This is a genomic window from Cupriavidus sp. 05L310, from assembly GCF_056398185.1.
Genome location: NZ_JBFTOX010000043.1, coordinates 1 through 19,375, shown reverse-complemented (window position 1 = coordinate 19,375; position 19,375 = coordinate 1). Strand labels below are relative to the sequence as shown.

19 protein-coding genes are annotated in these 19,375 nt (G+C 66.1%); 12 read left to right on the top strand and 7 right to left on the bottom strand.

What is annotated here, in order from left to right; translation table 11 throughout:
- Positions 1 to 24 precede the first annotated feature (24 nt).
- From AC1DS6_RS27830 to AC1DS6_RS27820, 3 genes are all read right to left on the bottom strand, one after another.
- Complete coding sequence (locus tag AC1DS6_RS27830) at positions 25 to 2,883, bottom strand: M16 family metallopeptidase (protein WP_477103612.1); 2,859 nt, start codon at positions 2,881 to 2,883, stop codon at positions 25 to 27.
- 309 nt (positions 2,884 to 3,192) lie between these two features.
- Entirely contained in the window at positions 3,193 to 3,360 is a 168-nt protein-coding gene (locus AC1DS6_RS27825; RefSeq protein WP_477103611.1) for a hypothetical protein, read from the bottom strand.
- Between the two features lie 665 nt (positions 3,361 to 4,025).
- On the bottom strand, positions 4,026 to 4,853 hold the full coding sequence (locus tag AC1DS6_RS27820; protein ID WP_441631384.1) for a helix-turn-helix domain-containing protein: 828 nt from the start codon (positions 4,851 to 4,853) through the stop codon (positions 4,026 to 4,028).
- Positions 4,854 to 4,951: 98 nt separating this feature from the next.
- Here AC1DS6_RS27820 and AC1DS6_RS27815 point away from each other — a divergent pair, with 98 nt between their 5' ends.
- The 3 genes from AC1DS6_RS27815 to AC1DS6_RS27805 all read left to right on the top strand — a co-directional run bounded on the left by AC1DS6_RS27815 (position 4,952) and on the right by AC1DS6_RS27805 (position 7,249).
- Entirely contained in the window at positions 4,952 to 5,323 is a 372-nt protein-coding gene (locus AC1DS6_RS27815; protein ID WP_441631382.1) for a DUF3703 domain-containing protein, read from the top strand.
- A 116-nt stretch (positions 5,324 to 5,439) separates the two neighbouring features.
- Positions 5,440 to 5,883 (top strand): FixH family protein, encoded by a 444-nt coding sequence (locus tag AC1DS6_RS27810; protein ID WP_441631380.1) that lies wholly within the window; start codon positions 5,440 to 5,442, stop codon positions 5,881 to 5,883.
- A 25-nt stretch (positions 5,884 to 5,908) separates the two neighbouring features.
- Positions 5,909 to 7,249 (top strand): cytochrome-c peroxidase, encoded by a 1,341-nt coding sequence (locus AC1DS6_RS27805; RefSeq protein ID WP_477103610.1) that lies wholly within the window; start codon positions 5,909 to 5,911, stop codon positions 7,247 to 7,249.
- Positions 7,250 to 7,316: 67 nt separating this feature from the next.
- On the opposite strand, the gene AC1DS6_RS27800 is transcribed toward AC1DS6_RS27805, so the two are convergent.
- Positions 7,317 to 7,616: a hypothetical protein gene (locus tag AC1DS6_RS27800; RefSeq protein ID WP_477103609.1), complete on the bottom strand. Its 300-nt coding sequence runs from the start codon at positions 7,614 to 7,616 to the stop codon at positions 7,317 to 7,319.
- A gap of 282 nt (positions 7,617 to 7,898) precedes the next feature.
- Between AC1DS6_RS27800 and AC1DS6_RS27795 the strand changes: the two genes are divergently transcribed.
- The 5 genes from AC1DS6_RS27795 (at position 7,899) to thpR (ending at position 11,992) form a co-directional block, all read left to right on the top strand.
- On the top strand, positions 7,899 to 8,594 hold the full coding sequence (locus tag AC1DS6_RS27795) for a hypothetical protein (RefSeq protein ID WP_477103608.1): 696 nt from the start codon (positions 7,899 to 7,901) through the stop codon (positions 8,592 to 8,594).
- Positions 8,591 to 9,007 carry a hypothetical protein gene (locus AC1DS6_RS27790; RefSeq protein ID WP_441631372.1) on the top strand — a complete coding sequence of 139 codons (417 nt, stop codon included), beginning with the start codon at positions 8,591 to 8,593 and terminating at the stop codon, positions 9,005 to 9,007. The genes AC1DS6_RS27795 and AC1DS6_RS27790 overlap by 4 nt, the downstream gene beginning before the upstream one ends.
- A gap of 323 nt (positions 9,008 to 9,330) precedes the next feature.
- Entirely contained in the window at positions 9,331 to 10,803 is a 1,473-nt protein-coding gene (locus AC1DS6_RS27785) for an AlkA N-terminal domain-containing protein (RefSeq protein WP_441631436.1), read from the top strand.
- On the top strand, positions 10,800 to 11,336 hold the full coding sequence (locus AC1DS6_RS27780) for a methylated-DNA--[protein]-cysteine S-methyltransferase (protein ID WP_477103607.1): 537 nt from the start codon (positions 10,800 to 10,802) through the stop codon (positions 11,334 to 11,336). Before AC1DS6_RS27785 ends, AC1DS6_RS27780 begins: the two co-directional genes overlap by 4 nt.
- 47 nt (positions 11,337 to 11,383) lie before the next feature.
- The gene (gene thpR, locus AC1DS6_RS27775; protein WP_477103606.1) at positions 11,384 to 11,992 is read left to right on the top strand and encodes an RNA 2',3'-cyclic phosphodiesterase; all 609 of its coding nucleotides are present in this window, start codon (positions 11,384 to 11,386) and stop codon (positions 11,990 to 11,992) included.
- A 21-nt stretch (positions 11,993 to 12,013) separates the two neighbouring features.
- Here the strand turns inward: thpR and AC1DS6_RS27770 are convergent, their stop codons facing one another.
- On the bottom strand, positions 12,014 to 12,652 hold the full coding sequence (locus AC1DS6_RS27770) for a LysE family translocator (protein ID WP_477103605.1): 639 nt from the start codon (positions 12,650 to 12,652) through the stop codon (positions 12,014 to 12,016).
- Between the two features lie 157 nt (positions 12,653 to 12,809).
- On the opposite strand from AC1DS6_RS27770, the gene AC1DS6_RS27765 reads away from it, so the two are divergent.
- From AC1DS6_RS27765 to AC1DS6_RS27755, 3 genes are all read left to right on the top strand, one after another.
- Positions 12,810 to 13,772 carry a LysR substrate-binding domain-containing protein gene (locus AC1DS6_RS27765; RefSeq protein WP_477103604.1) on the top strand — a complete coding sequence of 321 codons (963 nt, stop codon included), beginning with the start codon at positions 12,810 to 12,812 and terminating at the stop codon, positions 13,770 to 13,772.
- A gap of 279 nt (positions 13,773 to 14,051) precedes the next feature.
- Entirely contained in the window at positions 14,052 to 14,801 is a 750-nt protein-coding gene (locus AC1DS6_RS27760) for a flagellar brake protein (protein ID WP_441631362.1), read from the top strand.
- Positions 14,802 to 15,080: 279 nt separating this feature from the next.
- The gene (locus tag AC1DS6_RS27755) at positions 15,081 to 16,217 is read left to right on the top strand and encodes an NAD(P)/FAD-dependent oxidoreductase (protein ID WP_477103603.1); all 1,137 of its coding nucleotides are present in this window, start codon (positions 15,081 to 15,083) and stop codon (positions 16,215 to 16,217) included.
- Between the two features lie 45 nt (positions 16,218 to 16,262).
- On the opposite strand, the gene AC1DS6_RS27750 is transcribed toward AC1DS6_RS27755, so the two are convergent.
- Together AC1DS6_RS27750 and AC1DS6_RS27745 are read right to left on the bottom strand one after the other, a co-directional pair.
- Positions 16,263 to 17,360, bottom strand: a complete 1,098-nt coding sequence (locus AC1DS6_RS27750; protein ID WP_441631358.1) for a diguanylate cyclase — start codon at positions 17,358 to 17,360, stop codon at positions 16,263 to 16,265.
- Between the two features lie 3 nt (positions 17,361 to 17,363).
- Positions 17,364 to 18,212, bottom strand: a complete 849-nt coding sequence (locus AC1DS6_RS27745; protein ID WP_045240097.1) for an IclR family transcriptional regulator domain-containing protein — start codon at positions 18,210 to 18,212, stop codon at positions 17,364 to 17,366.
- A gap of 420 nt (positions 18,213 to 18,632) precedes the next feature.
- On the opposite strand from AC1DS6_RS27745, the gene AC1DS6_RS27740 reads away from it, so the two are divergent.
- Positions 18,633 to 19,154: a hypothetical protein gene (locus tag AC1DS6_RS27740; protein WP_441631355.1), complete on the top strand. Its 522-nt coding sequence runs from the start codon at positions 18,633 to 18,635 to the stop codon at positions 19,152 to 19,154.
- Positions 19,155 to 19,375 lie beyond the last annotated feature (221 nt).

Genomic DNA, 19,375 nt, shown 5'->3' with positions numbered 1-19,375 from the left:
CTATTTTCCTCCAGTCTGGCCCTTTTAGGGGGCGGGTGTGGTCTCGGTGGCCGCACTATCCGCCTTTATGGTCGCTCCGGCATTTTGCGCTGCCGTGACAGAAAAATCGCCCGCATAGACATGCACCACCCGCGCCGGGTCCAGGTACCTGCGGATTACCGCGTTGACCTGTTCGACGGTCGCCGTGGCGATAGCTTGCTCATATTCCGTGACAAAGCGCATCGTGCGCCCCAGGAACAGCTGGTTGGCCAGCGCGCCGGCCAGTGCCGAATCGCTGGTGCGGGAAAGCGTGCCTAGCTGCAGCAGGCCGCTCCTGGCTTGCGCCAACTCCTCCGGCGTAATCCCGGTATCCGTAAGGCGGGACATTTCCTCTTCGACGCCGCGCTTGAGTCTATCCAGGTTCTGCGGCGCATAAAGCGCTTGCATGCCAAACCTGCCGTTGGTGTCGAGCGCGCCCACTTGCACGAAACTGCCGACACTGTAACTGATGCCGTCGCGTTGGCGTAGCCGATCCGCAAGCCGGCCCTTGAGCGCGTTGCCGCCGAACACGCGATTGGCAATGACCAGGGCCGGATAATCCGGGGAATTGCTGGTCAGCTCGATCGGCAGGGCGGCCAGGTAGATGGCATTGGCCTTACCAGGTGTCTCCCGGGTCAGGCGGGCGGGCGCGAGCGGTACGAAGGGGCGGTCGACACGCGCATAGGGCGCCTGCGCCTCCCAGTCGCCGAACAGGGTAGCCAGCTGCGCCTGAGCCGCCTCGCGGTCGAAGTCCCCGACCAGCACCGCCTGTCCGTGGCTGGCGCCATAGAAGCGCGTGTGAAAGTAGCGCAAGTCGGCCAGCCGCAGCTGTCTGAGTGCTGCAATATTCTCTTGCGTCGTGGGCACATAACGCGGGTCCCCCAGCTCGTAGGGATTGCTGTGGCGGCCGAGCGCATTCGATGCAACCGTTTCGGGCTGGCTCAGCCCGCTTTCGACGCCGGCAATGGCGTTGGCACGCAGCGTCTCGAACTCGGCGGCTGGCAGGCTGGGCTCGCGCAAGATCTCGCGCAGCAGCGCCAGCGTCTCGGCAAGTGTTTCCCGCCGCGCCTCGAAACGAACGTTGACCGATTCGGCGTCGCCCTGGATCGACACCACTGCCCTGAGCGCATTCAGCCGGTCGGCGATCTGCTGCCGTTCCAGGCGAAGGGTGCCGCGCATCAGCATGGCGGCGGTCAGGCTGCCGGCCGCGTCCAGGCCCTGCAGGCTGTTCACGTCGCCCATGCGCAGGATCAGCATGCCATTGACGGTCTGCCCGCGGCTGGGCTTGGGCAGCAAGGCGAACTGCATGCCGTTGGCCAGCTTGCCGCGCAGCGTATGGGCCTCGATATTGTCCGGGCTCGGGTCGAACGCCGGCACCGCGGCCTTGGCTGGCTTGGCCTGGTAGGCGGCCACCAGCGCGGCGATATCCGGAGCGGCGGGCACGCTGGCCGACGCAGGCGTCTCGGCTGGCTTGTCCCCGGGCATGTCGAGCGGCACGAAGCGTCCCAGCGTGCGGTTGCTGGCGCGCAGGTAGTTCTGCGCCACCCGCTGCAGGTCGGCCAGCGTCACGCGCTCGGCCTGCTGGCGCGCGATCAGCAGCAGGCGCCAGTCGCCCTTGGCAATCGCCTCGGACAGGGCCACGGCATAGCCGGAGGGGTTTTCCAGCAGGCGCTCGTAGCCGTTGAGCATGCGGGTGCGGGCACGCTCCAGTTCCACCTCGGTGACCGGCCGCTCGGCGAAGCCCTCGACCTGCGCCACCAGCGTCTGCCGCGCCACCTCGAGATCCTTCGACTTGCTCAGCCCGGCGCCGAACAGGACCGAGCCGGGATCCTTCATTGACGATACCGAGCCGAACTGCCAGCTGGCCTTGCCGCTTTCCACCAGCGCCTTGTACAGGCGGCCGCCGGAGCCATCCGAGATGATGTCCGCCAGCAACTGCATGGCCACCGCATCCGGATGGGCGCCGGGGGCAATGTGGTACTGCACGGCCACCACTTGCGAGTCACCGACGCGGCGCAGCGTGATCTCGCGCGCGCCTTCCTGCGGCGGCTCCACGGTGTACTGCGCCGGCAGCGTGCGCGCCGGGCGCGGGATCGCGCCGAAGTGCGTGCCGATGCGCGCCAGCGTGGCGGCTACGTCGAACTTGCCGGCCACCACCAGCACCGCGTTGTCGGGCTGGTAATAGCGGCGGTAGAAGTCCTGCAGGTTGCCGATGGCGACATGCTCCACGTCGCTGCGCGCGCCGATCGGCGCCTTGCCGTAGTTGTGCCAGCGATAGGCGGCCGAGCGCATCTGCTGCATCAGCACGCTGCCGGGGTTGTTCTCGGCGCGCTCCATCTCATTGCGCACCACCGTCATCTCGCTGTCGAGGGCCTCGCGGGCGACGAAGCTGTTGACCATGCGGTCCGCTTCCATCTTCAGCGCCCAGTCGAGGTTCTCATCGCTGGCGGTGAAGCTCTCGTAGTAGTTGGTGCGGTCGAAGGCAGTCGTGCCGTTGAACTGCATGCCGCGGCGCGTGAGTTCCTGCGCGATGGTGTTGCCCGGCAGCGCCGGCGTGCCCTTGAACAGCAGGTGCTCGAGCAAGTGCGCCATGCCGGTCTCGCCATAGTTCTCATGGCGGCTGCCGACCAGGTAAGTCATGTTCACGGTGGTGACTGGCTGCGCCGCGTCGGGCGCCAGCAGTATGCGCAGGCCGTTGGGGAGCCGGTACTCGGTAATGCCCTCCACGCTGGCCACTTCGACCGGCGCGGCGGAAGACAGCCTGGCAACTGCCGCAGTCGCCGGGACTGCCGGGGCGGCGGCAGGTACGGCTACGCTGAAAGTCAGGGCCAGCAGGCAGGAAAGGCACTTGAACGTGAGACGCATGCGGAATTCGAGGTGTGGATTGGCTCCCTTGTCGCGGAGATCTGTGCGATTCTGCGGGGCGCGGCAAGGCAGCGGTAAGGTCGGCCCGATGGCTGATTCTAGCTCTTGCCAGGCCCGTAGCGGCATGGCGCAGCGCTTTTCAGCCGGTTCGCAGTGAATTTGGGAATATTCCGCATGCTTCAAGCCGCGGCAGGGCACCGGGTGTCCTGAATCAAAATTCGTTGAATTCAGGTTCAGGACATCAAGACAAGATGCCAGCGGATTGCTGCTCCGGCCGGTCCCCGTCAACAGACCGGCAGCGCACCGGCATCATCCATCGTCGCTCTCGCCCTCCTGCTCATCCAACGCGGCCAGTTCGCTCAACACCAGCGTTTCGTGCGCAAGCACAGTCACCAGCGAAAGCAGATGGCCCTGGGTCTCTTCGGTGAGGTTGCAGAAGGTGCCGCCCGCCGCGTTCTCGGTAGCAACCGACAACAACGCATTGAGCTGCGCGGTCTTTTCGGCGGCGAGTGCTTAGCGGGCTTTCGGATGGGGCATGCGCGGTCAGGAAGGTATCGCGGCCCGCGCGTTGGGCGGTGATGTTGTAGCGCGGGTAGTACTTATGCATCGAGTGCCCTCCGTCGGGATGCGCGCAGGCGCTGGCAGATTAGGGGGAGCTTGGGGGATGCGATTTGCCCGGAACGGGCGAGCGAAGACTGGGGCATGGGAGTGCCTCCTCTGTCAGCGTATTTTGACTCCGCTCCCCGCTGCTAATCGGGGTGGGCGGGCGCAAGGCGAGGTTAGCAGACCGGGACAGAGATCCGGCGAGCCCGAAGGCTCCCCCGCCTAGGCCCGCCCATAAGGACGTGCAGAGGCACGACGGACGCAAAAACGCCGCCTGGTGGCGGCTGTCCGCCTCTGTCATCCGGGCTGCTAAACCCGGCCGCTGTGGTTGCAGCGACGAGCGAAGTATAGCGTGGGGCAATGCGGCCCAACCCGGCCGCAACAAAAAGTCACGCCCGCTACGCCATCAAACCACCACCGGCACCAGATCGATCCTGCCGGCCGTCCAGCCGAGCAAGCATGCTTTCCCGTCGGTGATGTGGGACTCAGCCCCGGCCAAGCGTTCTGCGCACCTTTTGAAGCATCGGCATTCCAGCACCTCAACCGGGCGCCTGAGGGCGCAGTGCCGTCGGTTCGATGCCGAACATGCGCTTGTGCGTGCGAGTAAGGTGAGCCGAGTCCGCAAATCCTGCCTCATGCGCAGCTTCGGTCCAGGATGCGCCCGACATGACCGCCTCGACGGCCAGATTGATGCGCAGCCATAGGAGATACGCTCTGAACGAGCTCCCGGTCCCGGCGACGAACAGATGCCGAAAACGACTCTCCGACAGGGCGACCACCGAGGCCACGTCATTTAATGAGAGGGGATTTCGAATGTTCGACCGGATATAGTCCAGGGCCCGGCTAAGGCGCGGGTCCATGTCCTTGTCCGGCCTCGTCGCGGTCCCACACAACTCTGCAACGGCCAACGTTGCTGCCTCGACCATGTCTTTGGCCAACTGGCTCGACTGCAAAGCCTCGGACAGCAACCTGGCAGCCGCGCGGGCACCTGCGGCCGGGAGTTCAGCGACGGCATTCGAACCGAAGCGTGCCGTGAGTGCGCGCCCGGCGCTGGTTTCGGGTTCCACGAAGAGATGGGCCATGGTAGCGGCGCCAACAACTTCGAACTGGTGCGTGCATTCACTGGGGACGATGGCGGCCTCGTAGTCAGTCCAGGCACCATCAGCCGTGGTGCGAAAGCGGAAGCTACCGCGCAACGCGATGACGAGTTGATGGGCATGGTGCCCATGCCATTGCGTTCTGCCCTGACCTTCGCCTATCCAGAGAATGCCGCCTTGCCATAAGTAGCTGCGACCCGTGGATGTGACGGCCGAGAAACGACCGTGCGCGATGGACGGTTGCGCGGAATCGCCCTGCAGTGCTGTCACGATGCGCCCCCCCTCAACTCAGCCGTTTCGTTCAAGTTCATTCCGTGCGCGGCCCCGACAATGGCTCGCATATTAGCAGCCCATCCCGGACACCCACGATGTACCGCTCTACCTTCGCCTTTCAAATTCGCCCCCACGTCCAGGCCGAGCTCGATGCCGCAGCGGCGCACGAAGCTCGGGGCGAGTCAATCTTGGCGTTCACGCATCTCGAGCGCGCCCACATCCTTGGGCAGGAATCCACTGTGGAACACGTGCGCACCCACTGTGCGATGTTCCGCTGGGCGCTCCGCCAGAACATTGCGGGCGAAGCTTTCGGCCAGACCTGGCGAATCGTTGCCGCGGCATTGAAAACCTGGCCGGGTTGGGTGCCCATCGGTAATACCGGCGGTGCCAAAGTCAGCGGCTTCAAGCCCATGCCGGTTCCGGCAGACCTGCAGCAGCTCATCGACGCCGCTCGCTCAGTGCACTAGCGGCCACGACGCGCCCCATCGACGGCGCCCCCGGATTCCCGACAACTTCTTTAGGTGCCTCATTAGGGCACCCGGACTTAGCTCATTCCATCGTCATTGGAAAAAAGGACCCAACCATGTTCAAACTCTCCGCGCCGACCGCGCTCGCAGCAGTCGCCTTCTCCCTTCTCACCGCCGCCTGCGGCACACCGCCGGCGAACCTTGACCTTTCCCTGCAGCATCCTAGTTCCCAAGGCCAGTTCGTTGTCCGCATGGACCCTCCGGCTTCGGGGCCAGCTATCAACCAGATGCACGCATGGCAGGTGCACCTGGAGACACCCGATGGAAAACCTGTGTCGCGAGCCGTGATTGGCTTCGACGGGGGCATGCCGCAGCACGGCCACGGCTTCCCTACCAAGCCTCGCATCACACGCGAGGTAGCGCCTGGCGTCTACGCACTCGAAGGCATGAAGTTCAGCATGACCGGCTGGTGGGACATGCGCCTGGCAATTCAGGCCGGGGATGTGACCGACGGAGCCGTGTTCAACGTCATCGTCGGGGACTCGGGGATTCAGCGCTAAGCGTCTTGGTCAGGGAGACAGTTTAATGAGCCAGCTCCACAAATCCAAGCTGCCTGCGTCACGGCAGGCGAGCAAGCGCGGAAGGCTGACGGGCGCACTCGCCGCTGTGGCCGTGGTCCTGGCCCCGCTTGCCTTGCTTACCGGCTTCGGACGTGCCGGCGACGCCATGGACGGCGCCGCCTCGTGGTCGCAGGAGGAACGGGCCGTCCTATCCTCAACGCGCCTTAACAAGCTTCCCGCACCGCCGCCCGACCCGTCGAACGCCGTGGCGGACAAGCCAGAAGCAGTCGCGCTCGGCAGGCGGCTGTTCGCGGATGCACGCCTATCTCGCAACGGGGCGGTGTCGTGCGCCAGTTGCCATGCGCCCGACCGCCAGTTCCAGGACGGACTGCCTCTCGGAAGGGGTATCGGAGTCGGGAAACGCCGGACCATGCCAATCGTGGCGACGGCGCACAGCCCGTTCTTGTTTTGGGACGGTCGCAAGGACAGCCAGTGGTCTCAAGCGTTGGGTCCCTTAGAGGATGCTGTTGAGCACGGCAGCAACCGCGTCCAGTTCGCCCGGGTCGTGCGGACGCACTACCAGCGGGAGTATGAGTCGCTGTTTGGCGCCCTCCCGAACCTGCAGGATCTGCCGGCCGACGCGAGCCCCCTGGGCGGCGCCGACGAGAAGCGGGCCTGGTCTCGGCTGACGAACGAGCAACGCGATGCCGTCAACCGCGTCTTCGCCAATCTCGGCAAAGCCATCGCGGCCTACGAACGGACAGTGACCTACGGTGAGTCCCGCTTCGACCGGTACGTTGACGCGGTTCTCATAGGTGACCGCGCGGGCCAGAAAACGTTATCGACCCAAGAGGTCAATGGCCTTCGTCTGTTCATCGGCAAGGCTCAATGCGCGACGTGCCACAACGGCCCGCTCCTGACGGACCAGGCCTTCCACAACACGGGCGTCCCGCCCAGAGAGCCAGCACGCCCGGACAGTGGCCGCGCTCCCGCCACAGCCAAGGTCTTGGCGGACGAGTTCAATTGCCTGAGCCGCTACAGCGACGCGCCACCGCAAGTCTGCCAAGAGCTGCGCTTCATGGCCACCGGCGAACCGGGCATGGAAGGCGCCTTCAAGACCCCGAGCTTGCGCAACGTGGCACTACGGGCTCCGTACATGCACGCGGGCCAGCTCGCGACCCTGGAAGAGGTAGTAAGGCACTACGTGCGTTCGCCGGCAGCGGCTGTCGGTCATTCCGAGCTGGCACATGGTGGCACGGGGCACGCCGAGCGCAAGCCCATCCGCTTGACGGAGGAGGAGATGCGCGATGTTGTCGCGTTCCTGCGGACCCTGTCGGGTCCCGTCATGGAGCGTTCTTCTCGCTAAGAACCGAGAGGGTTGCCCTATCATTTCAGCCGCGTTGCACTGGGGAAGATGGACGCAGGTTCACCCCTCAGCCATGGCGCGCGACCATACCCTCGCGGGCAACGCATTGATTTGCGTACTGATACAGGTACTCCTGGGCGAAGCGGAATGCGTCCATCGGGAGCGTGCTGGCTCCATGCCTGCGAACCGCTACCTTCGCCGCGCGCAGGGCATTGAGGCGGAGGTCACGAAATCCACCTTCCGTCGCGGCCACGTAAATGCGGCAAGTCGTCGCAACGGCGACGGCTGGAAAGAGTAGCTTGCGGACGAGCGGATTGGAATCGGACGAATCCGTATTTTGCTGCGGAATCTTCGCAAAAATATGCATTGCATTTTAGGACTTGTCTGATTGATTTCCATGAGGAATTACGTGCAAATGGAGGGCGAATTTGCGCACATAGCCCATCCTGACGGAGATCGTATGCAGGAAGACAAACAGCCCATCTGCAGTTGGGCGGCCCAACCATGAAGCGAAGCACTGCCTGCGTTGGCGACGCGCTGGAGCGCGGGGGGAAGACCCTACCTGATGCAGGCCAGGCTTACTGCGAAGCTTGCAACAGCACCGGCACGATTGCCAGTTCCGGGCCGGGATCTTCGGGGAGGGTGCCTGATGCAGCCGATCAAGACAGTTAAGGTGCAACATGCGCCCGTCGAGGACCGGGCGCCGGCCAAGGTCGATTTGCCGCCGCCGCGCGGCACCCTGTATTGGGGCGGTGCCGGGCTGGACGGCGGATATGTTCAGCCGCTGCTCGATGCGTTCCGGAAGGCGGGGATTGCGCACTGCTTCGCTGGACTGACCCATACCGCCAGAGCGGCCATGCCAGATGGATACGAGTTCGCTGGCACGTTGCTTGATGCCATCCATTCGGGAATGCTGATCCGCTCACGCGACGACAGCGAGTGGACGATTACGGGGCGCATGTCGGCGGAGGCGCCGCAGTTCAACCTGATCGGTTACAGCTACGGCTCTCTCCTGGCCGCGCAAACCGCATGGTCATATGCCCGCGCCGGCCACGTGATCGACCATTTGGTATTGGTGGGCTCGCCGATTGAGGCGGGATTCCTTGCGCACCTGCGCAGCCACGAGAACATCCGCAAGATCGTGGTTATCGATTTGAAGCAGCTCGGAGACCCGACCTACGCCGGAATGCCCTGGCGCGCGCTGGTCGAATCGGCACCGATGCTAAATATGCAGATGCTCGCCGGCAAGGGCGAGGGGCACTTCTACTATGCCCATGTTGTGCGAGACAGCCCGAAACGATGGGCGGCACTTGCCGAGCGCGTTGCGGCGGAGGGCCTTGAATGACGACGCGCAAAAGGGCCGTGGTGCGCATCGTTGACTGCATCGCCGTGCTTCTCGCCCTGGATGGGTTCGCCTTTGCGGTGGCCACCATGCTGACACCGATAACTCGGCAGCAGGTGACTACGGGCGCCCTCGTCGTCTATGCCGCGGTGGCATTCCTTCTGGCTGCCGTGCCGCTGCTGGTGGGGTTGGTGTTTGTGCTGGTGGCTATGGTCCGGCGGTCCGCTGGCGCATTCTCAGTTCCTACTGCATCGGGTTCGCGCTGTTCGGCGGGGGGGAGTCTTCGTGTCGGAGTGGATCGCCGCGCGTCTCCCATAGTGAACAAAGCCATTCTTGGCCGAGGATGGTTCGCGCTCCGCCGCCAACTCGATTGCAAGCTGGCATGGAATGGTCGATACCTGATTCCTTCAAAATGAAAGCGAAGATGCTAACCTTGATTGCCGCGATGCCGGCACTGATGTCGATACTGTATGTTGTGTATCGAGTTTAGAACCGCCATGCACCGGAAGTCATGTTGACCTGTGGATTGATTCTTGGCTGACCAGCAACAATACTCCCGCCCTGTTTCAACAGCGCGACATAGCAAGCGATATTTTTCCATTTCACCGAGGCCCCTCCGAGCCAGCGCCACCTCACGCCTGATCCACATCGCTTGAGGCGCGGCAGGTCAATACACGCCGTCCAGGCAAATGTCCGAATCCAGCTAGTACCGCCCTCGCAACGGAGTAGCATGCTGGCTATGAAACTCGATCCGGACACCTGCTACAAGGCCGTTGCCTCGCACGACCGCCGCTTCGACGGGCGCTTTTTCGTGGGCGTGTCGTCCACCGGCGTCTACTGCCGGCCGGTGTGCGCCGTGCGTACACCCAAGCGCGAGAACTGCTCCTTCTACGAAACCGCGGCGGCCGCCGAGAAGCAGGGCTTTCGCCCCTGCCTGCGCTGCCGTCCCGAACTGGCGCCGGGGCACGGTCTGGCTGATCTGTCGGGACGGCTGGCCCAGGCGGCGGCCACGCTGATCGACGATGGCTTCATGGCCGATGCCGGCGTCGCCGCCCTGGCCGCGCGCATCGGCGTCACCGAGCGCCACCTGCGCCGGCTGTTCGATGCGCAGTTCGGCGTCTCGGTGCTGGAGTACGCACAGACCCAGCGGTTGCTGCTGGCCAAGCGCCTGCTGACGGATACCGCGCTGACGGTGACCGATGTGGCGCACGCCGCCGGGTTTGGCAGCGTGCGGCGCTTCAACGACGTGCTCAAGACGCGTTACGGGCTCACGCCGCTGGCGATGCGCAAGCGCGCCGCCGACAGCGTGGCCGAGGAACTCGTGTTCGAGCTGGGATACCGCCCGCCGATGGCCTGGGCGGCCTTCCTGCAGTTCCTGGGGGTGCGGGCGGTGGACGGCATCGAGCAGCTTGCCGATGGCAGCTATGCGCGCACGCTGGCGATCGACAGCGGGGGCCGCACGCATCTCGGCTGGCTGCGGCTGGCGCATGTGGAGCGCCGCCATGTGATCAGGGTCACCTTGTCGGGCTCGCTGGCGCACGTGATTCCGCAGGCGCTGGGGCGCGTGCGGCGTTTGTGCGACCTGGGTTGCCGGCCCGATGTGGTCGATCAGCACCTGGGGCCCCTGGCGGCCGGGGTGCCCGGCATGCGCCTGCCCGGCGCGGTGGATGGTTTCGAGATCGCCGTGCGCGCGGTGGTGGGTCAGGTGATTTCGGCGAAGCATGCCCGCACCCTGCTGGCGCGGCTGGCCGAGCGCCATGGCCGCGTGCTGGCGCAGCCGGCGCCTGCCCTGCGCCTTGCCTTTCCCGACGCCGCCACGCTTGCCGCGGTGACGCCGGAGAGCCTGCGCGAGATCGGCATCCCGCTGGGCAAGGGCCGGGCCATCCACGCCATCGCCAGCCGCGTGGCGACTGGCGAGCTCAAGCTGGAACCCAGCGCCGCGCCGGAAGACACGCTGGCGCGCCTGCGTGCGATCGACGGCGTGGGCGACTGGACCGCGCAGTACGTGGCCATGCGCGCGCTCGGCTGGCCGGACGCCTTCCCGGGCACCGACTATGTCTTGCGCAAGGTGCTCGGCATCGCTACCGTGCGAGGCATGAGCCAGCACGCCGCGCAGTGGGCGCCGTGGCGTGCCTACGCAGCCATCCACCTGTGGCGGCGCCACGAAGACAGCAAGCCGGGACAAGAAGACAAGGAAAGGGGCGCACCATGATTGCATACCGTATCGTCGCCAGCCCGCTGGGCGAAGTCCTGCTGCGCGCCGATGGCGCGCGCTTGAGCGGCGTGTTCTTTGCCGGGCAGAAGTACTACCCGGCGGCGGCCACGCCGGATACCGATGTACCCGCCGCCGCGAAGCCGGTCTTCGAGCAGGCGGCCGACGAGCTGGCCGATTATTTTGCCGAACGCCTGCAGGCCTTCTCGGTGCCCATGATGCTGGCCGGCAGCCCCTTCCAGCGCAGCGTCTGGCAAGCGCTGTGCGAGATCCCGTTCGGCGAGACCACGTCCTATGGCGAACTCGCTGCCGGGCTCGGGCTCCCACCAACCCATGCGCGCGCGGTAGGCGGCGCGGTGGGGCGCAACCCCTTGTCGGTGATCGTGCCCTGCCACCGGGTGCTGGGCGCCAGCGGCGACCTGACCGGATACGCCGGCGGCACTGACCGCAAGCGCGCGCTGCTCAGGCTGGAGGGCACGGCCGCGGCAATGGCGCTGCCCATCCTGCGCCAGTCAGCGTTGGCGTTTGAGTGAGCGGGCACGGCGCAGGCGCCGCCGCGCAAGTTGGCGAGAGGATACCGATGGCACGCCTGTTCGTGGCAATCGAAATCCCGCAGGCGCTCGCCAGCGCGCTGCTCGCGCGCGTGCCCCGCGTGGCGGGTATCCGGCCGGCGACGCTGAACCAGATCCACCTCACGCTGCATTTCCTCGGCGAGCAGGACGAAGCCGCGGCGATGCGCATCGAGCAGGCGCTGGGGACGGTGTCATGCGCGGCCTTTGCGCTCACTGTGAAAGAGGCAGGCTATTTTCGCGGCCGGCGCGCGAGCGTGCTGTGGGCGGGGTTGGAGTCCAACGCGGCGCTGGATGATCTGTACGCGGGCGTGGAGCGGGCGCTCGCCGGGAACGGTATCGACACGGGTATCGGGCATGATGAGAACAACGCGTTGCCGGACTCTGGCTCAAGGCCTCAGGCGCGCTTCCATCCGCATATCACGCTGGCCCGTTGCGCGCCCGCCGTGGCGCACGCCACGCTGCAGGCATGGTGCGGCTCGCAGTCCGGGCTGGTGTGCGAACCGTTCCACGTCGATCGCTTCATCCTGTATCAAAGCCATCTCCTTCCCGGTGGCGCGCAGCATGTGTGCCGGCGCGCCTATGCGCTGAATGCGAGCGAGGATCCGCCGGCAGGCTGATGGCGCATTCGGCTCAAGCCGTCACGCCAGGTTGCTCAGGCCAAGCGCAAGGCCCAGCCCAAGCAGCGCCGAGCCAATCACGCGGTCCAGCACACGCTGTCGCTTCAGCATCGCGGTGCGCAGCGCGGGCGTGGTGAAGCAGCACGCAATCAGCCCGAACCAGACCAGGTGCGCCAGCGACATGAACAAGCCATAGCCGAACTGCACGGACAGCGGCGTTTGCGTGTTCACCACCTGCGTATAGGTGCTGACGACGAACAGCGTGGTCTTGGGATTGAGCGCATTGGTGAGAAAACCCATCTTGAGCGCGCCGGACGAGGTCAGGGCAGGAATGCCCCCATCCGCCGCGAGCGGCGCCGCGCTGGCGTCCGGCACGCGCTTGCGCAAGGTCTGGATGCCAATCCAGATCAGGTAGGCGGCGCCGAGGATCTTGACCACGGTCAGCAGGCCATGCGCGTGCTCCATCAGCAGCGCCACGCCGAACATCGTGTAGAAGACGTGCACTTGCACGCCCAGCGCGATGCCGAGCGCGCAAAGCAGCCCGGCCCTGCGGCCATGCAGATAGCTGTTGCGCATCACCATGGCGAAGTCGGGGCCGGGGCTGATGACGGCCAGCACGGTGATGGTGGCGACGGCCAGGAGTTCGGTGAGGGGATGCATATCGTGTGAGTATCTCTGACGGAGATGGGCGGGGAATCTTGCGGCCCATGTTTGAAAGCAGGATGGGAATGTCGCTATTTTCAGAGTCCACGCGGTGCGCCACAACCGATTTATACTCGTGCAAATCGGTGAGTAAAACTGATACATCAAGGCAATCATGCACTGGCTGGGCGGGATACGTTTTTTCGAGGCGGCGGCGCGGCACCAGAGCTTCATGCGGGCAGCCGACGAACTGCACCTGACCCACGGGGCGGTCAGCCGCCAGATTCGCCAGCTGGAGGAGGCGCTCGGCGTGGCGTTGTTCGAGCGGCGCAACCGGGCCGTCTTCCTGACCGAGTCCGGACGCATCCTGCATGCCGCCGCCACGCAGTCGCTGGAAGTCCTGGCCACGGCGGCCGAGCGCATCCGCGCGCACGGGCAGCACAAGGCGCTGGTGCTGTCGTGCGAACCCACCATTGCCATGCGCTGGCTGATTCCCCGCCTGCCGCGCTTTGCCGAGGCGCATCCGGGCGTGACGCTGCATCTGATGGCCGCCGGGGGAGCGGTCGACTTCGCCCGCAGCGGCGTGGACCTTGCGCTGCGCCGCAACGATTTCCACTTCGGCACGCAGCTGCACGTGTGCAAGATTGCCGAGGAATGGGTGGGCGTGGTGTGCCGCGCCGGCACCCCGGCGGCGCGGGCGCCGGCCTTGAGTTCGCTCGCCCGCCTGCACACTCGCTCGCGTCCCGATGCCTGGCAGCGCTGGGCCCGAGCCAGCGGCAGTACGCAGCGCTTTGGCGCGGATGCCTGGTACGAGCATTTCTACCTGACCATCCAGGCCGCCGCCGCCGGGCTTGGCTGCGCCATCGCCTCGCGCCTGATGGTGGCTGACGAGATGGCCGATGGCCGCATCGCCGCGCCGCGTGGGTTCGTGCGCGACGGCTCGTCCTACCACCTGCTCTCGCCAGTGGCGTTCGAGCGCGACGAGCGGCGCCGCGCAGTCCGCGACTGGCTGTGCCAGGAGGCGCAAGCGTCGCTCGGCGCGGACCCGGCCACGGCAGCCGTGCAGGCGGGCACGGCAAATGGCCGCCGCCGCGGCAAGAGCGCAACGGACCAGGGGCGGCGTGCAAAGGCATCCTAGATCACAGGCCGGCAAAGCCCGGCGAGTCCGCGCGGATCGCCGATGCGTAAACCCGCCCGGGCGGGCTACCCCACGGAAGTCTGTCTCAAGTTTTGCCACACTCCGCCGTTGTCCAAACAAGAGCTTGCACAGCGGCGGGCGCCGCGCTTAACATGCGGCGCTGGCCGCTCGCACCCCGGTTGTATTTCGATTGCAACCCGGTAAGCGGGCAGCCCGAATTCCCCGTCGCAAGCCAGTCTGGCGCGACGCAGGCCTCTCTCAGACGTTTGCGTGATTTTCATGAGTCTCCAAGATTCCCCGGAGCAATCCGAGCTTGACGCCGGCGCGTTGCCAGACGACCGCTATCGCCTTACCCATTCCTCGCAGATCGGCACGGTGCTGCGCGACCTTGCCTGGCAGAAGTGCAGCCTGAACGTGCGTGCGCGTACCGCCCACGAGATGGTCACCACCGTGCTGCATGTGGACCCGGCCAGCCGCACTTTTGTCTTCGACTGGTGCCGCACCGAGCCCGAGCGCGAAGCGTTGCTGGCTTCCAGCGAGAATGCCTTTTCGGCGTCCCTGCGCGGCGTGCCGGTGAACTTCATCATCGGTACCCCCGAAACCACCCAGTTCAAGGGCGGCCCGGCCTTCTCCGCGCCGTTCCCGGAGAAGCTCTACCACTTCCAGCGCCGCCGCCATTTCCGTGCGCGCACGCTGGTGACCAAGGGCTACGTCTGCACCATCAAGATGAGCGACGGCACTGTGCTCACGCTCGATATTGCCGATCTCTCGCTTTCGGGTGTCGGCCTGCGCTCCAAGACCGTGGATGCCACGAAGTTGCCGGTCGGCACCACGATCCCGGGCGTGCAGCTGGATTTCGGCGCGCTGGGCAAGCTCACCCTGAGCCTGCAAGTGGTGGGCCACTGGCTCGCCGGGCACAATGACAGCGCCATCCACCACTTCGGCTGTGCCTTCTCCAATCTCGATGGCCGCATGGAGAACTTCCTGCAGCGCCTGGTGTTCGCGCTGGAACTAGCCAGCCGGGGTTGAACGACGCTGGCCGCACGCAGCGCCGTTCGCTGACGGCGCGCGCCGGCCGGCCGGCTGCCTCGCCTCGCCATGCCGGCATTGCCCGCCGGCGTCTTCCCGATTCTTGTCTTTCCTTCCAGGCATGTCTCCGGCCCGGCAGCCTGGCTGCCAGGGTTCGCCGCTTTGCGCCGATTCGCTAAATTTTGCGTATCCGCAAAATTTGGGTTACGCTTGCCGACATCGGATCTGCCGCTGAGGGGCTTCCCGCAACGGCGCACGCATGGATGAAGGAGGGCTTCGATGACAGCATACGATTCCGCGGATTTCCTGGTGATCGGCGGCGGCATTGCCGGTGCCTCGCTGGCCTACTGGCTGGCCCAGGCCGGGCGCGTGATCGTGCTCGAACGCGAGGCGCATCCCGGCTACCATTCCACCGGCCGTTCGGCCGCGCTGTTCATGGAGAGCTATGGCACGCCGCAGGTACGCGCGCTCACCATGGCCAGCCGCGCCTTTCTGGACGCGCCGCCGGCCGGTTTTGCCGAGCATCCCGTCCTGAGCCCGCGCGGCGCCATGACAGTGGGCAAGCCGGGCGAGGCCGCCGAACTCGACCAGCATTTCGAGGCGCTGGCGGCGCTTGGCGCACGCGCGCAGCGCCTGGACCGTGACGCCACCTGCGCCCTGGTGCCGGTGCTGCGTGCCGGCAAGGTGCTCGGCGCCGTCCTGGAGCCCGATGCCGCCGACATGGACGTGCACAGCCTGCACCAGGGCTACCTGCGCGGCATGCGCCAGCGCGGCGGCACCCTGGTGTGCGATGCGGAGGTGACGGCGCTCGCGCGCAACCAGGGCTTGTGGGAAGTGCAGGCAGGCGGGCGCGCCTATCGCGCGCCGGTGGTGGTCAATGCGGCCGGCGCCTGGTGCGACGTGGTGGCCGCGCTGGCTGGCGTCAGGCCGCTGGGGCTCACGCCCAAGCGGCGCTCGGCCTTTGTCTTCGCACCGCCCGAGGGCGTGGAGATCGCGCACTGGCCCATGTTCGTCTGCTTCGACGAGACCTGGTACCTCAAGCCCGACGCCGGCATGCTGCTGGGCTCGCCCGCCAATGCCGATCCGGTGCCGCCGCACGATGTGCAGGCCGAGGAGATGGACATTGCCCTTGGCATCCATCACATCGAAGACATGACCACGCTCGCCATCCGCCGCCCGGCCCGCGTCTGGGCGGGCTTGCGCTCGTTCGTCGCCGACGGCGACCTGGTGGGCGGATTCGACGGCCAGGCCGAAGGTTTCTTCTGGGTGGCCGCGCAAGGCGGCTACGGCATCCAGACCTCGGCCGCCATGGGCGAGGCCTGCGCCGCGCTGGTACAGGGCAAGCCCTTGCCGCAGCGCATCGCGGATTTCGGGCTGACCGAAGCCATGCTCGGACCCGGCCGGCTGCGGCGCTGAATCGCTGAAGCACGCAGGCACTCAGGCGCGGCGGCAATCCAGCGCTCAGGCCGCGCTGATGCGGATCCGGTTGCGGCCGGCCCGCTTCGCTTCATAGAGCGCCCGGTCCGTTTGGGTCAGCCACTCCTGATGGCCTTGCATGCGTGTATCGAACGCGGCCACGCCCAGGCTGGCGGTGTGGCCCCGCAGCGCGGCGATCTCCGCGCTGGCGCCGGAGCCGGGTTGCAGCGCGCGCGACAGGCGCTCGGCCATCTCTACGGCCTGCGTCAGGCTCGCGCCGCTGAGCAGCACGCCGAATTCCTCGCCGCCGTAGCGCCCCACCAGGCATTGGCGCGGTTCGCCGCGGCCCGGGGGGTGAAGTTGCACAGTGTGCTGCACCACCAGCGCGGCGAATGCCTTGAGTGCTTCGTCGCCGGCCACGTGGCCGTGGGCGTCGTTGAGTTGCTTGAAATGATCGATATCCAGCAGCACCAGGCTGGCGGCCTGGCGGCGGCCGTTCTTGCAGGCCTGGAACTCCTCGGCCAGCTTGGCTTCCCAGTAGCCGCGGTTGAGCACGCCGGTGAGCCCGTCGAGACGGCTGCTGGCCTCGACCGCCTTGCCGTGCGCAGCCAGGCGGCGCGAGATGCTGTAGGTGGTGCGTCCCAGCGCCAGCGGGTAGAGCACCAGCATGGGCAGGCTGGCCACGATGGTGGTGAGGTCAGCCTCCGGATGCCAGGCCGCGCCGAAGGCCAGCACCCCGGCCAGCGCGCCTGCCAGGTGCCAGCCCAGGCCGCGCAGCAGCAGGCGGGTGCCGCCTGCCGCCACGTTGTTCATGCTCATCATCGACAGGATCAGCACGCTTGGCAGCAGGTTGAATTTCATGCATGCCGCCCACACCCCGCCCAGTGCCGCGTCAATCATCAAGTTGCGGATTTCCGCCAGGAAGGGTACCTCGCTGTGCCTGGACCACCATGCCGCCACGTGCGGCCAGACAAAGCCGTGCAGGAACACCGGCGCCAGCAGCCAGCGCGGCACTCCCGCTTCCAGCATGGCGGCCGCCACCGCGAAGAACCCGATGGCAAGGCCGACGACGCGCATGGCATAGACGCGCCGGACAAAGCGCATGCCCTTGCCCGCCTGCGGATTGGGGGTGCCTGGCGCCACGGCTCAGGCGGCGATCAGCTTGCCGATGGCCGCCGCGGCTTCACGCATCGGCGGCAACAGGCGGGAGATCATCTCGGCTTCCGATACCTGCGCCGCGCGCACGCTTACGCTGATGCCGGCCATCACGGTCCCCGAGATGCCGCGCACCGGCACCGCGATGGCGCGCAGGCCAGGTTCCAGTTCTTCGTCGATCACCACGTAGTCCAGCTCGCGCGCTTTCGCGAAACTGATTTCCAGCTCGGGGCGCGAGATCTTGGTCTGCAGCGTGCGCGGGCGCAGATCGACGTGGTCGAAGAAATCTTCCAGCGCCGGCTCGGCGAGGTGGGCCAGCAGCAGGCGGCCGATCGAGGTGCAGTAGGCCGGCAGGCGGCTGCCCATGCCGAGCGAATAAGTGAGCACGCGCTGCACTTCCGAGCGCACCAGGTAAAGGATGTCGGTGTCGTCCAGGATGGCGAGCGCCGAAGTCTGCTGGATGCGCGTGCTCAGGCTGTCGAGGATGGGCTGGGCCAGCGACACCAGGGAGGTCGACGAGAAATACGCGTGTCCCAGGTGCAGCACGCGGGGCCGCAGCGCGAACTGGCCGGCTTGCTGGCTGACGTAGCCAAGCTGTTCCAGCGTGTACAGGCAGCGCCTGACCGATGCCCGCGAAAGCTGGGTGCGTTGGGCCACCTGGGAGATGGTGAGCGGGCGCTTACGCTCCGAGAAGGCCTCCAGCACGCTCAGGCCGCGTGCCAGCGATAGCATGAAGTTCGGGTCGCCGGAGAAGCTGTTGAGCAGGTCTGCCTGGGGCCGGGCGACGCGGACAGTGGCGGCCGTTGCCTGGCCAGGGCTGGTAGGAGGGGGGGCGTCCATGTGTGCGGGTGCGCGCGGGTTGTTCGATAATCGCGCATCTTAAACCGGCTGGGCGCCTCGGGCCAGCGCTTTTGTCAGGCACGAGCCCGGGTTTGGTGCGAGAAGGGGGCCGGCGGGCAAAAAAAACGTCGCCGTCTAAAATTGGCGGCGACCGGAAGGGGTTCGTCATCAAGACGGGGGCCTTGGCGACGCTTCCAGCATAGGACGTGGCACACAGACATTAAATACAACTTCGGAGGGGATCGGTGTGCCGTCATGGCCGCGCCCGAGGCGGCTGGCGGGATGCCGCGCCCGCCCCCACGGCGGGACGGGTAAAATCGCGTCCTTGTTGCCGCCGCCGTCCCGTCCTCCCGCCGCCAGGCATTGCGTGGTCCGGGCGACGCCCGCAGTCCACCGCGCAGCCCCGAATTGAAGCCAGCCATGACCAATCAGCCCGAACTTTCGCCCGAAACCGATGACCACGACGCCGGCGGGGACAACGCAGACAAGATCCAGGAGCCGCGCCTGTGGCGCGCCGACGGATGGACCGCCCGCGTGATCAAGAACGAGGATGACGAGGGTTGGGCTGTTGCCATGATCAAGGATGGCGAGCCGGAGCCTGCTCTGGTGGGGCCGTGGACCATGGGGCGCGACAAGAAGAACCCCAAGCCGCTCGATGCCAATGCCTTTTCGACGCTGGTCAAGACGGCTTCCGAAGTGCTGCGGCGGCATGAGCAGCAGTTGCATGCCATGTTGCACAAGAGTGTGGTTGTGGATACGGATGCTGCGCGGATCAGTGTGACGCTGGATATCGTGCCGGATGAGGATAATCCTTATGCGGTGCTGAGTGCTGTTGATGAGAATGGGGATGAGTTGGCGCAGGTGCGGGTGTCGGCTGGATTTAAGTTGAGTAAGGCTAGTGCGGGGGATTGGATTGAGGATGAGTTTCGGAAGCCTCGGTAGGGGCTGATTGACTGCAGAGTCAACTTCAACTTCAACTTCAACTTCAACTGCAAAGGCTTAAAGTCAAAGGCAGTTTCACCCCCCTGCGGGGGGCGACCTACTTTCTTGTCTTGCCAAGAAAGTAGGCAAAGAAGGCGCGCCGGATGGGGCGACACCCCCTCGGGATCCGACGAAAAGAGCGGCCGGGACCCAAACTCGCATCGCCTTAAGGCGATACTCAA